The 13876-nt window shown below is 34.2% G+C and carries 14 protein-coding genes; 9 read left to right on the forward strand and 5 right to left on the reverse strand.

Features of this window, described 5'->3' with window-relative positions:
• Positions 1-25 precede the first annotated feature (25 nt).
• The 3 genes from AC4BC4_RS06240 to AC4BC4_RS06250 form a co-directional block, all read right to left on the reverse strand.
• Positions 26-865 carry a Cof-type HAD-IIB family hydrolase gene (locus AC4BC4_RS06240; RefSeq protein WP_490477132.1) on the reverse strand — a complete coding sequence of 280 codons (840 nt, stop codon included), beginning with the start codon at positions 863-865 and terminating at the stop codon, positions 26-28.
• A gap of 25 nt (positions 866-890) precedes the next feature.
• Positions 891-1274, reverse strand: coding sequence for a VOC family protein (locus tag AC4BC4_RS06245; protein WP_438756330.1), 384 nt, complete (start codon positions 1272-1274; stop codon positions 891-893).
• A 165-nt stretch (positions 1275-1439) separates the two neighbouring features.
• The gene (locus tag AC4BC4_RS06250; protein WP_490477133.1) at positions 1440-2069 is read right to left on the reverse strand and encodes a hypothetical protein; all 630 of its coding nucleotides are present in this window, start codon (positions 2067-2069) and stop codon (positions 1440-1442) included.
• 374 nt (positions 2070-2443) lie between these two features.
• On the opposite strand from AC4BC4_RS06250, the gene AC4BC4_RS06255 reads away from it, so the two are divergent.
• The 9 genes from AC4BC4_RS06255 (at position 2444) to AC4BC4_RS06295 (ending at position 11837) form a co-directional block, all read left to right on the forward strand.
• Positions 2444-3946, forward strand: coding sequence for an Lsa family ABC-F type ribosomal protection protein (locus tag AC4BC4_RS06255; protein WP_490477134.1), 1503 nt, complete (start codon positions 2444-2446; stop codon positions 3944-3946).
• Between the two features lie 577 nt (positions 3947-4523).
• Complete coding sequence (locus tag AC4BC4_RS06260; protein ID WP_438756326.1) at positions 4524-4658, forward strand: hypothetical protein; 135 nt, start codon at positions 4524-4526, stop codon at positions 4656-4658.
• A gap of 699 nt (positions 4659-5357) precedes the next feature.
• Complete coding sequence (locus tag AC4BC4_RS06265; protein WP_438756325.1) at positions 5358-6056, forward strand: DUF969 domain-containing protein; 699 nt, start codon at positions 5358-5360, stop codon at positions 6054-6056.
• Positions 6056-7000 (forward strand): DUF979 domain-containing protein, encoded by a 945-nt coding sequence (locus AC4BC4_RS06270; RefSeq protein ID WP_438756324.1) that lies wholly within the window; start codon positions 6056-6058, stop codon positions 6998-7000. Before AC4BC4_RS06265 ends, AC4BC4_RS06270 begins: the two co-directional genes overlap by 1 nt.
• A gap of 128 nt (positions 7001-7128) precedes the next feature.
• Positions 7129-7773, forward strand: a complete 645-nt coding sequence (pcp, locus tag AC4BC4_RS06275) for a pyroglutamyl-peptidase I (protein ID WP_490477135.1) — start codon at positions 7129-7131, stop codon at positions 7771-7773.
• 334 nt (positions 7774-8107) lie between these two features.
• Positions 8108-8725, forward strand: a complete 618-nt coding sequence (locus tag AC4BC4_RS06280; RefSeq protein WP_490477136.1) for an MptD family putative ECF transporter S component — start codon at positions 8108-8110, stop codon at positions 8723-8725.
• The gene (locus tag AC4BC4_RS06285) at positions 8700-9395 is read left to right on the forward strand and encodes an energy-coupling factor transporter transmembrane component T (RefSeq protein ID WP_490477137.1); all 696 of its coding nucleotides are present in this window, start codon (positions 8700-8702) and stop codon (positions 9393-9395) included. The genes AC4BC4_RS06280 and AC4BC4_RS06285 overlap by 26 nt, the downstream gene beginning before the upstream one ends.
• Positions 9395-10822, forward strand: coding sequence for an ABC transporter ATP-binding protein (locus tag AC4BC4_RS06290; protein ID WP_490477138.1), 1428 nt, complete (start codon positions 9395-9397; stop codon positions 10820-10822). The genes AC4BC4_RS06285 and AC4BC4_RS06290 overlap by 1 nt, the downstream gene beginning before the upstream one ends.
• A gap of 256 nt (positions 10823-11078) precedes the next feature.
• Positions 11079-11837, forward strand: coding sequence for a methyltransferase domain-containing protein (locus AC4BC4_RS06295; RefSeq protein WP_490477139.1), 759 nt, complete (start codon positions 11079-11081; stop codon positions 11835-11837).
• Between the two features lie 65 nt (positions 11838-11902).
• On the opposite strand, the gene AC4BC4_RS06300 is transcribed toward AC4BC4_RS06295, so the two are convergent.
• Positions 11903-12373 (reverse strand): universal stress protein, encoded by a 471-nt coding sequence (locus AC4BC4_RS06300; RefSeq protein WP_490477140.1) that lies wholly within the window; start codon positions 12371-12373, stop codon positions 11903-11905.
• Positions 12374-12480: 107 nt separating this feature from the next.
• Positions 12481-13767: a murein hydrolase activator EnvC family protein gene (locus AC4BC4_RS06305; protein ID WP_490477141.1), complete on the reverse strand. Its 1287-nt coding sequence runs from the start codon at positions 13765-13767 to the stop codon at positions 12481-12483.
• Positions 13768-13876 lie beyond the last annotated feature (109 nt).

Consider the following 13876-nt stretch of genomic DNA (forward strand, 5'->3'; position numbering starts at 1 on the left):
CTTTAATATCCTGACTCTATTTCTTTTATAATAATTCGACTAATGCTTTGGCAATTCCATCATCGTTGTTAGATAAAGTGATTTTATCTGCAGCATTTTTTAACTCTTCTACAGCATTTCCCATCGCAATGCCCATTCCAGCATAATTGATCAAAGATAAATCATTATGACCATCGCCAAATGAAATAATATGTTCTTGATGGATCCCTAAAGGTTTTAGGGTTTGCTCCAAAGCATTCGCTTTATCGATTCCTTGATCAGTAAATTCAAAGTACATTGGTGCCGAGAACACACCACTAACGGACTGCTCAAAAGGCGCATAAATTTTCTGCCAGTTGGCTTGTAAATATTCAGGTTGAGCTGCGACAAGAATTTTATGAAGTGGAAAATCAACGAAAGCAGCTAAATCTTCTTTTTCACATAATTGGAAATTTCCCCCACGTGATTCGTATTCAATAATATTGAATAATCCATCAGAGAAATCTAAATCCAGCATACCGTCAAATACATTATTGACGTACATATAATCATCTTTTGCTATCATGGGCATGACGTCGAAGTGTTTGAGATGTTCTAAAATACTCTTGCTGTTTTCAATTGTAAGAGGTTGACTGAATAATTCTTTTTGTGTGCGCACATCAAGAACATGTGCACCGTTATAAGAAACGATCAATCCATTGTGCTGATCCATTTGAAGTTCCTCAACATATTTTAGCATCCCAGAAGTCGGTCTGCCAGATGCTAGAATGACTTTAACTCCATTTTTTTGAGCTGTGATCAAGGCTTCTTTTGTTTGAGTAGTCATTTTTTTTTCATCATTTAAAAGTGTTCCGTCAATATCCAAGACAATCGCTTTTACGTCCATTTTATTTCCTCCATCGCTTCTTATTTTAAATAGTTAATTCTAAACGATTTCCCTCTGGATCAGCAATCACAGATTCATAATAACCATCACCTGTTGTACGGGTCGGGCTTAGTAGTTCAAAACCTTCCATAACTAAAATATTCGTGAGGTTATCGACATTTTCTTTACTTCCCAAAGAGATTGCTAAATGAGCAAAACCTAGCATTTCATTTCCAATATTTTGCTTAATAACATCGTTTCGCTGCATGATCTCAAGTCTGGCACCATCAGAAAAAGTTAAAAAATAAGAATAGAAACTTGTTTTTGTATTGTGGTAAAGTTCAGAAGCTTGTGCATCGAAATAAGTTTCATAAAAGCTGCGCATATTTTCCAAATCTTTGACCCATAAACCAATGTGTTCAATTTTCATTGTATACTCTCCTTTGCTGTAAATTACAAATAGTGTTAACGAGTTGATTGACTATAGTATAAAGGAAAAACAAGCTGGAAAGTGGGAGATCAGAAAAATTGAAAGTTTTTTCTCAAAAATAGCAACAATCAACGGATAAAGATGAAAATTTTTGTTCAACTAAAATCAACGTGTCAACAACTCTTGTTTTACAATAGCATCTAAAGAATCAAGAATTGTAAATATTGGAAAGCCAAATTCAGTAAGTTGTTCTTTAGAAATAATCGCCATTGAAAGTTGCATAAGATAAATATCACCTGAAAACCCGTCGTTATTCAAGTATAAATAATTGAGAAGTGCTTTTTGATAAGCCATCTTTTGATTTGTTAAAATCAAGTCAAAAGCATCTGGCACAATGTGAACCTCATAATCAAGGGCTAAGTTTTTTTCGAGATAAGCAATTTCGATCTTTTGAATTGTTTGCTTCACTGTTTTTGGGTTGGAAAAAATCAAGCATTTTTTGTGAGGATTAGTTAAAATATGCGCAATCAATGGATCTTCAACACGTAGAATCGGTTTATTGAGGATCAATTTTTGTTTGATTAAATTTGAATACATTGTACAGGTGATGATTACGCCGACAACGTTTTCTTCAATCTTTTTTTCAATGAAATTAGTTAAATTGTCAGTTGTGATTTGATCCAGAAAATCGGTCATAACATAATGCTCTAGCACAAGTGTTTTTTCCTTTTGAAATAATTCTGTCAAATAATGAATATTAGAACAATGAGCATGGACACAGATTATTTTTTTCAAGTAGGTTCCTCCAAACGATAAGTGAATAAATCAGCTTTCTAGTATGAAGCATATTATACGCTACTTCAGTTAATTTACTAGTCTTCATAGCACTTACGAGAAATGTTTGTTGACAAAACTAAAAAGAGCATGATATAGTAAACGCAATTAAAATCGAAGTGAGGGATCCGTGCGTTGAAAAATTAAGTCAATTTGTTGAAGCTGCATTCAGACTGTAACTTGAAATATCAAGGGAGCAGTGTGCAGATTTTCAGAATTGGCCTTAATAATTCAATGTACGGGTCTTTTTGTGTACTCATCAATGAATTGCCGATTCTGAAAAGCGCTGGAGGAACAGTAAAATTTCCTTCAACTTTTCATAATGGGGTGAGACTATGTCAAAAATTGAACTAAAAAACATAACGTTTGGGTACGATACCCAAGGTACTTTATTATTTGATCAAGCTAATTTAACTATTGATACACAATGGAAATTAGGTTTGATTGGTAGAAATGGTCGCGGCAAAACGACACTGCTTAAAATTTTGCAAGATCAGCTGGTCTATAGTGGTCAAATTATTCATCAAATGGAATTTCTATATTTCCCACAGCCGATTAAAAACAAGCAACAATTAACGTATTATGTCCTACAAGAAATCAGCGATTTTGACCAATGGGAGATAGAGCGGGAGCTGAATTTGCTTCAAGTTGATCCAGAGATTTTATGGCGTGAATTTAAAACACTTTCTGGCGGTGAACAGACGAAAGTTTTACTGGCATTGTTGTTTATTGACGAGTATCATTTTCCGTTGATTGACGAACCAACCAATCACTTGGATATTGTCGGACGAAAACAAGTAGCAGATTATTTAAAAAAGAAACGGCAAGGTTTTATCGTTGTCAGTCATGATCGTCAATTTGTAGACGAAGTAGTTGATCATGTATTGTCTATTGAAAAAAGTCAGTTGGAACTTTATCAAGGAAACTTTTCTGTCTATGAAGAACAAAAGAAAATCAAAGATGAGTTTGAAATTGCTCAAAATGAAAAACTAAAAAAAGAAGTTAGTCGTTTGAAAAAAACAGCCGCTGAAAAAGCTGAGTGGTCTCGTTCTAAAGAACAAGATAAATATGGCAAAGCATCCGAAAAAGGCAGTGGTGCGATTTATGACACAGGTGCCATAGGAGCACGAGCTGCCCGCACAATGAAACGTGCGAAAACAATAGAACATCACATGGACGCTCAATTATCAGAAAAAGCAAATCTCTTAAAAGATATTGAGTATATTGATCCGTTGACGATGAGTTATCAGCCAGGTCATCATAAACGATTACTGACAGTTGAAAATTTAGTTTTGAGTTATCAGGAACACGATTTGTTTCAAGAAATTTCTTTTGATTTGAACCAAGGACAACGGATTGCCTTAACTGGAGCAAATGGCTCTGGGAAGTCATCAATCATCCAATTTCTATTAGGTCGATTCAATGGTACAAGTAAAGGTGAAACAATTTTACCTGACAAATTAAAAATTAGCTATGTTCGTCAAAACTACGAAGATAATCAAGGAACATTATTAGAATTTTCAGAAAAACAAGGGCTTGATTACCAAGAATTTCTCAACAATTTGCATAAATTAGGGATGGAAAGAGAAGTCTTCCAAAATCGTATTGAACAAATGAGTATGGGGCAGCGCAAAAAAGTGGAGCTAGCGAAATCTTTAGCACAGCCAGCAGAATTGTATATTTGGGATGAGCCATTAAACTATTTAGATGTTTTTAATCAGGAACAATTAGAAAAATTAATTTTGACCTTAAAACCATCGATGCTAATAGTAGAACATGATCAAGCTTTTTTGGAGAAAATCGCGACACAAGTGATTACTCTAGTTAAAAATCAATAAGTTTAAACTGTCAAATACCTCCATTTTTAATGAGTATTTGGCAGTTTTTTTGTGAATTCTTTTTCAGTCTAAAACGATTACAAAAAATCTGAAAAAATTTATGAATGAAAACAAGTTCTAGTTTCGTGTATAAACCCATCAAAATATATGATACCACTTAATAAAAATCAAAGGTTCATCCAACTCAGCTCAAAAATACTTTTATTTAAATTAAAATACATAAATGTAAAATCACTAGGTAAAAATAAAAACTTCAATGCAGAAAAGCTACGAAGAGCCGTTTATATAAGAATCTGGTAAATTCATTACTGGCGTAAAAAACGCCAAAAAATATAAACACGAAAAAAAGCTGCGAAGTTAAACTATAGATGAAAGTAGTTTTATTGAAATATGTTCATAAACCTATTTTTATTTTGAAAATCCAAACTTCGTAATGAGGAATTGACCTACATGTTTGGAAATAACTTAGGCTCAGACTAAGTACAAATGGAGATGTTTGATTTTTTTTCAATAATGAGAGAATTCCGCGCAACCTAACCATATTCAAGAATGCTATATAGGCGGAGTATAGCGAGAAATGGAGTATATTATGAGAAAAACATCGATTATAAAAAGATTTCTCTACCTATTGTTGGTGATCGTCCAAGGAAGTAATCTTTTTTTAGTGGTATTTGCCGAAGAACTTAATTATTTACCAGAGAGCATGACTTAGATTTTTCTTGCTCGCAAATAGTATAGGATTTTTGAATTTACCAAAAATAATTGATCGAGAGAGCTCAAAGATCTCATCATTTATCGTAATATATCTGATAAAACTCCAAAAAGGTATCATACCATTGGTTACTTTGAGTTTTACTCCATTATTTTTAGTTAAGAGCAGTTCGATCGTGTCACCATAAAGTTCATTATAATTATGGATAATATCAAACAAATCAGTCACGTATCTTTGGGTACTTCGAGTGGCTAAATCTAGATGATTGCTAATTTCTGAAATTCTAAACCGACGGTCTTCGTTGATTAGTAGATCAAAAAGTGAAATTGTTTTTTGCCTTTTTTTTGTTAAAATGAGAAAAATTGTCAACAACGAGAGGTGACTTAGGGGTTAACATAGAGCAATCATTACTATGGACCATAGAAATTTAGACGATTAAGACATCAAGGACTAAAATTTTCTATTTTAAACATAGATATTAGTGAAAAAAATAATAAATAAAACAAAATTTGTGTATAATAAAAAGGGTCATAGTTTTGAAAGTCGTGTAAACTTAAGTCAAGAAAATCTATAATAGCAACGCGTTTATAGACAATAATAGATTGCTCTACTTGCAACCCACATGAATTGAATAGGTTGTCTTGATGAAATGACGTTCTTCAAAGTATGATCAATAAATAAAAGAAAGAAGTGTGAACCGTGGAAAATATCCTGAGTTTATTAGGTGTCCTGATTGTCATTGTTGGTTTCGCAATGAAATTGGACTCGATTTTGATTGTAATGATCGCCTTAGTCGTGACGGCACTAGTCGGAGGAATTGGGTTAGAAGGAATGCTAGATATACTGGGCACAAGTTTTGTAAGTAATCGAGGTATGGCAATTTTTATTATTATTATGTTGGCTACAGGAACTCTAGAAAGAAATGGTCTAAAGGAATCGGCAGCTTCATTGATTCGACGATTCAAAAAAGTTTCAGCTGGTATGATCATTGATATTTACGGTGTTTTCCGGATGATTTTTGCTGCATTTAATGTTAGTTTTGGTGGTGTTGCTGGATTTGTTCGTCCTATTATCCTACCGATGTCGATAGGTGCTGTTGAATCCAAAAACTTAGAATTAAATAAAGAATATGAAGAAGAGCTAAAAGGAATGGCTTCGGCAATGGAAAATATCTGTTGGTTCTTTGGACAAGTATTGTTCATCGGCGGATCAGGTGGTTTGTTAGTTCAATCGACTTTGAAAGAGTTAGGTTATGAAGTAACATTAGTTGAATTAGCTGCTGTTGAAATTCCTGTCGCGTTGGTAGCAATAGTGACAGCTAGTATTTATTTTTATACGAAAGATCGTCGCTTGATGAAAAAATATTACGGTGATATCGAGAAGAAAGGAGACCAATGATGAACTATTTTATGAATTCAGAAGTATTACTTGGTGAGAAATTATTAGAAGTTTTATACATCTTAATGGGATTGATTTTAATTTATACGGGTATTAAGAATTTATTCGACAAAAGTAATCCACATCGTTACGGAACTGGTTATTTTTGGTGTGCATTAGGAATCGTGATTGCCGGTGGCCGTTTTATTCCATCGATGGTTAGCGGAATCTTGATTTTTTCTATGACTATACCAGCGATTTTGAAAAAAGTTAGTAAAGGGAAAAGTAAATTACCTTCTAAAGAGTATATGCAACAAATGTCAGATAAGCTGGGCATGAAAATTTTTATTCCAGCATTAAGTATTGGTGTATTTGCTATTATATTTGCCTTATTTACAAAACTTGGCGCACTAGTCGGTGTGGGTGCAGGTGTTTTGGTGGCAATTTTGATCTTGATGTTTTATTCTAAAAATAACAAACCAACTACATTTTTAGATGATGCAGCGGATATGCTTGGAACGGTTGGACCATTAAGTATGTTGCCGATGCTTTTAGCATCACTAGGTGCGGTGTTTACTAGTGCAGGTGTTGGAACAGTAATTTCTTCTGCAGTTGGAACGATCGTACCACAAGGAAATGTCGCCGTCGGTATTATTATCTATGCATTTGGGATGATGTTATTTACGATTATTATGGGGAATGCTTTTGCAGCGATTACTGTAATGACAGTGGGGATCGGAGCGCCTTTTGTCTTAGCTTACGGTGCAAATCCAGCGTTGATTGGTATGTTGGCTTTAACTTGTGGTTATTGTGGTACATTGTTAACACCAATGGCTGCGAATTTTAATATCGTTCCAGTCGCAATGTTAGAGATGAAAGATAAATACGGTGTCATTAAAAATCAATGGTTTATAGCGATTTTTATGTTCGTATTCCAAGTTGTATACATGATTTTATTTAAATAGTTATTCATTTAGTTTACGAGTCTATCTTTTTTTAAGCTGAATGAGACAATGATTTTTTTTGTTTGACATACAGTAAATGAAATGGAGCGGCATGTTGTCGCTCGTTTATATCAGAGAGGAGATTTACAATGAAAGTTTTAGTCACAGGTTTTGATCCATTTGGTGGAGATTCTATTAATCCAGCATATGAAGCAGTTAAAATGATTCCAAATGAGGTGGCAGGAGCCGAAATAATCAAATTAGAAATACCAACCGTTTTTAAAGAAAGCGGTGAAGTAGTAGAAGCTGCGATCAGAGAGCATAATCCGGATATCGTGATTTGTGTAGGACAAGCAGGTGGACGCAGTGCGATTTCATTTGAGCGAGTAGCAATCAATTTGGGGGAAGCAAGAATTCCTGATAATAAAGGAAACCAACCAATTGGAACAAAACTGGAAGAAGATGGGGAAACAGCTTATTTTACAACGTTGCCAATCAAAGCGATGATGAAAAATGTACAGAAACATGGTTTACCGGCTTACATCTCTTATACAGCGGGTACATTTGTCTGCAACGATATTATGTATCGTTTATTGTATATGATCGATAAAGAATTTTCTGATGTGAAAGGGGGTTTTATCCATGTACCGTTTGAACCAACACAGGTAATCGATCGTCCAGTAGGAACAGCTTCAATGCCCATTCAAACGATTGCTGATTCGCTGAGCTATGCAATTGAAGCCGCGGTGACAACTGAAGTAGATATCGAAGAGAATACAGGAACAACGCATTAGAATAATAATTGAGTATAATAGGAAGAGATCAAGGCAAAAGTAATTTTTTGTCTTGATCTCTTCTGTTCGTTTGCTAAATGAAAAATAAGATAAAAAATATGAGGATCATTATCTTATGATATACTAACTGAACACGGAAAAAAGGGAGTTAATGAATAAAGGATAAATAAATAGATTTCCACGTAAATGATTTTTTACTATCAGAAAAAATGCAGCAAATTATCAGCATATTTACTCATATCAATCAGAAATAAATTGCATTAAATGATGCTGACAGCTATAGTATTAATAAAGTATAAAATTTACAATTATAGTCAGAAGGGTAGTTACAAGAATGAAAAAGTTAAAAATTCAGGATTTTATTTCAATTGGTATTTATACAGCCATATATTTTTTAGTCGTAACGATTGCTATGGTTATTTTACGTTTTACGATTCCAGCCTTTAATTCGGTTCTGATTCCTAGTGCTACAGCTCTTTTTGCAGGAATCATCTATCTATTGGTGATAAAACGAATTCCACGTTTTGGTGCAATCACGATCATGGGGAGTGTCATGGGACTATTCTTTTTAATCTCCGGTCATTTTCCGTTATCTTTTTTGCCAAATATTCTTTGTGCGCTAGCTGCTGATTTGATTCATTATCGTACAAATTTAAATGAAAAAGTAAGAACAACAGTTAGTTATACTGTTTTTAGTTTTGGTTTGATGGGTCCAGTATTGCCATTGTGGTTCATGAAAAATGCTTATATTGATTCATTGATAGCACGTGGAAAAGATGCTGTGTATATCGATAAAGTATTTGCTCCGATCACAACAACAACCTTTTATTTTTGTGTCGCAGCTGTTATTATCTGTAGTATTTTAGGCATAATGATCGGACAAAAAATTTATGAGAAACATTTTGATAAAGCTAAAGGAAAAAATTATGGAAAAAGTATACGTGACGTTTGATCCGAGAAGTAAACTTTGTACGATTTTATTTGCCAGTTTGTTGTTGATGTTTCCTATACCATTTCAGGCAGAAATTTTATTTGTAACGCTAATGTATATACTATTTATTTTAAACGGCAGTTTAAAAAAAGGAACGATTTTCTATGGCATCTTTTGGTTGCTTGTCTTAGGTGATCATTTGATGTTTCCTTTTATTGATCATTCGATCGTAGCATTCTTCGATTTTTTATTTGTCGGAAATCGTCGAATGTTACCAACGATCATGGCGGCGGCTTTTGCCATGAATAGGACGAAAATCAGTGAATGGATCGCGGCTTTAAAAAAATGTCACGTACCGTTTGGTTTGATCATACCATTAACTGTGTTATTTCGATTTTTTCCTATACTGCTTCAAGATTTTAGAAGTATTCGTAACGCGATGAAGTATCGTGGGATTGCTATTTCTACCGTTGATTTATTCATACATCCGCTTCAAACGATGGAGTATATCATTGTTCCGATTTTGATGTCGGCAGAAAACACATCTCTTGATTTATCTTCAGCAGCTTTAGTTCGTGGATTAGCTAATCCAAAAGCTCATACAAGTGTTTATGAGATTCGTTTTAATGTTCAAGATTATATATTGATCGGCAGTCTGATTCTTTGTGGAATCGTTGGGAGGTTGACGTGATGATTGATTTACATGACGTTACTTTTACCTATGAAGACCAAGAAAAGATCATCCAACAGGTAGATTTACAGGTCAATGCAGGTGAATTTATTGTTTTATGTGGTAAAAGTGGTTGCGGAAAATCAACATTGTTAAGAATTTTAAATGGCTTGATCCCAGAATTATACATGGGGGAGTTGACAGGTACGGGTTCTATTTTGTGGCAAGAACTGCTAACAAAAGAATTTAACGAGTATGTTCGTGCTATTGGGGTTGTGTTTCAAAATCCTAAGACACAGTTTTTTACTAGTGATGTCTATTCTGAATTGGCATTTGCGATGGAAAACTATGGCGTGACAAGAGGAGAAATGATTGAACGAATCAATGAAATAACAAGTATGTTCTCTTTGGAAGCCTTTTTAGACCGAAGTATGTTTCATTTATCTGGTGGACAAAAACAATTGATCGCGTTTGCTTCTGCCAGTATGTTGAATCATCGTTTGTTTTTATTAGATGAGCCTTCAAGTAACTTGGATGAAGCAACGATAGAACAGTTAAAAGCCTACTTACAAGTATTAAAAAATCAAGGGATGACGATCATAGTGTCTGAACATCGTTTGTATTATTTGACAGATCTCGCTGATCGCTACTTGGTCATGAATAAGGGCGAAATAGTCAATGATTATACGAAACAAGAAATGATAGAAAAATCATCTTCAGATATTCAGTCTATGGGATTGCGGGCCCTCGAGCAAACGGCTATTAAAAAGACTTCCAAACCTGTTAAAGCAAAAGAAAATATTTGTTTAACCTTTGATGGACTGGAGTTTCATTATCGCAAACAACCAAAAGGATTGGAAATTCCATCCTTAACAGTAACAAATTCTTACATCACCGGGATCATTGGGCATAACGGAGCAGGAAAATCAACGTTCTCAAAACTTTTATCAGGATTAATTAAACCAAAAAAAGGATTCATTAAGCTCAACCAAAAAATTATGCGTCCAAAAGAGTTGATCAAAGAAAGTTTTGTGGTGATGCAGGATGTGAACTTGCAATTATTTTTTGAAACAGTCGAAAAAGAAATAAGTTTGAATGCAAAAAACACCAATCAGTTTGATAAAATCGTTGCTATGCTGAATTTGGAGCCACTTTTATTACGCCACCCGCAAACCTTATCAGGTGGTGAAAAGCAGCGTGTGGCAATTGCGAGTGCCTTATTATCAGGAAAAAAAATTATTATTTTTGACGAACCGACAAGTGGATTAGATTTGATCCACATGGAAGAAGTCAGTAATACTATACATTGGCTACATCAAAAAAATATTTTGGTAGTAGTAATCACTCATGACAAAGAGTTTCTCAGCCGAACTTGCCAGCGAATTCTTCATTTTGATCAAGGAACTATTATTGAAGATTATTTTATTGAGCCAACGATAAAAGAATAATAGATAATAGCTGTATATTCTGATTTTGAATTAGAAATGTGTTGTGTTATACGTAAGATGAATCACATGATGTATTTACATCGGATTAAAATAAAATCAGGAGCTGAAGGGAAATGGATAGCAAAGTGATGCGACGAAGTAACTACTTGATACAGTTATAGCGCTGATAGAGGCTGTATTGAGTGAATCATTTCTATCAGAACAGAGCATAGCTGTATCTAACTTACAATAAAAAAACATGTAAGGAAGGATCGTTATGAAAGAACTGGAATTAATAAAATATTGGAAAACAATAGAGCAATTAGGATTTGAAGGTTGGGATTTTTCATATATGAACGGCCGTTGGGCTCATGAAGTTTTGCCTTGGAGTTATTCTGATCTCGTTCGTGAAAATTTGTCTAGAGAGATGGTTTTACTTGATATGGGCACGGGTGGCGGAGAATTGCTGCAGTCATTCAATCATCCATATCAAAAGACTTCTGTAACGGAAGGCTGGCTGCCAAATTATCAACTGTTAAAAAAGAAACTTCAACCAAAAGGTGTGACTATCGTTTATGTTGATGAAACAGATCAATTGAATTTTCAAAACAATTCTTTTGATATTGTTCTAAATAATCATGAATCATATGATCTCAAAGAAGTGCGAAGGGTGTTGAAGCCAGGTGGATTGTTTATTACACAACAAGTTGGTGATCAAAACGGGCATATTCTCTCAAAAAAATTGTGTGTCAATGCCCAAGCAAAAAACGCAGAGTGGACACTAGAATCAGCACAAAAAGTATTGCTAAAAGAAAATTTTGAGTGTCTGTTTGCTAAAGAATATTTTCCATATCAGCATTTTTATGATATGGAAGGTCTGATTTATTATGTAAAAAGAATTCCATGGGAATATCCAGAATTTGCTGTAGAAACTCATTCTAATCAATTATTTGAGTTAAAAGAAGAATTATTGACCAAAGGTTTCCTCTATAACAATCAACATCGATTTATTCTAATTGGAAAGTTAAAGGACTAACATCGAAAAAAGCGTACAGTCAGCTGAATAAAAGTTGACTGTGCGCTTTTAGTATTTTAACAGTTTTATGATTTTACAACGAAAACACTACAAGGTGCATTCTGTACAACATAAGTCGTAGTAGTACCAAGCTGATTGGATTGGATCATACCTTTACCAGTAGCACCTATAACAATCAAATCGATTGCTTGATTATTAGGAATAATGGAAGAGATCATCTCTTTTGGATTACCAATTTCAACAATCGGTATCACATCATCTAACCCTTGCTCAGTAGCATAATAAATATTTTTTAATAGTTCTTTTTCAATTGCTTCTTTTTCTTCAGCAAGCACTTTTGAATAGGCATAAGAACTATGGCTGATCGCATTCTCGTCAACAACAGATAATAAATACAAGGTAGCACCTTTTTCTTTTGCGATAGCAACACCATGTGTTAGGGCCAACTCAGCATTTTTTGATCCATCAACGGCAACTAAGATATTTGAATAGTTATTGATCATTTTAATCAGCACCTTTCTTTTATCTAACTTCATTATATCATGTTTATCAATAGAGGGTAAATGAATAGATAAGAAGTAGTGATAAATAAAAAAACGATAAGAAATCAAAGTAGCCATGATTTCTTATCGTTGATCGATTGTTATAAACCAAGGAATGGTGCTGGATTTACAAATCCGCTCCATAATCCTGTTGAAATACTAAAATGTAAATGAACACCAGTAGAATTACCAGTAGTTCCCATGCCACCTAACATTTGTCCAGCGCTGACACTTTGACCTGCAGCAACACTTAAACTACTCATGTGAAGATAATATGAATAGTAGCCATTATCATGCTTGATCACAACGTGATTTCCAGCCATACCGCTATAATTAGCACTAACGATTTCACCTGCTCGAGCAGCCATGATCGGTGTACCACTTGCGCCACCAAAATCGATTCCGTCATGGAAGCTGCCTGAGATTCCAGTAGGATCTTCACGACCGCCAAACCCACTAGTAATAGTCAAGTTGGATACTGGAGCAGACCAACCACCAGAAGAGGATGGAGGAGTAGGAGCTTGTTGGGCGTTTTCAGCAAGATCGTTATTACTAGTATTAGTATTAGTTACATTTGCTGGTTCTTCTACTTCAGCAGTTTGAGAAGGAGCTGCTTGTTTTGCTTTTGCTTGCTCTTTCGCTTGTTTTTCAGCTGCGGATTTGGCTGCAGCTTCTTTTTTCTTTTCTTCAGCGATTGCTTTTAACTGAGCTTCTTTTATTTTTTGAGCTTCTTCTTTTTGTTTGATGAACTTATCTTTTTCAGCAGTTTCGCTAGCGAGACTTGCTGAAATCTCATTTATTTTTACGTTCTGTTCAAGTTTTGCTTCGGCTAAAGCAGATTCTTTTTCTTCAAGTTCTTCTGTTTTTTTCTCTAAAGTATCCAATGTTTTAGTTAGAGAGACTTTTAATGTATCAAGTTCTTTTTTATCTTCTTTTTGAGCAGCTAAGATATCATTATTCGCAGTAACTAAGGTATTAACAGCTAATGCTTTTGAGATGGCATCAGAAACCGATTCAGCACTCAATAAAACAGTCAAAATTGATTCTTGTTCATGGTTTGTTTGAGTTGTTCTAGCTTGAGCTCGTAATTGCTCATCTCTTTTTTTGATTTTTGTTTGTAAATTTGAAATTTCTGTATTTAATTTATTCATTTCTTTTTCGTGTTTTTGTTTTTCAGAGAGGACAGTTTGATACTCTGTTTCAATCGTTTTGATCTCAGTTTCTAAAGTTGCTAAATAATCTTTGGCATCTTTTTCATTTTTTACGATATCTTCGATTTTCTTTGTTTGATTTTCGATTTTTTGATCGATATCATCAGCTAATACACTTATTGGCGCAATGTTTACTAATAACATAAATGAAAGTGTAACCAGTAATTTTTTCTTCAATTGGCGTTCCTCGCTTTATATTAATCATTTTTTATGTGTATGACTTTTCAAAAAAGCCTTTATAATTCCTTAATAAGACAAATTAAAGTATACCATAATTTTTGAAGAA

It is taken from the genome of Enterococcus sp. AMC1086 (assembly GCF_058216575.1).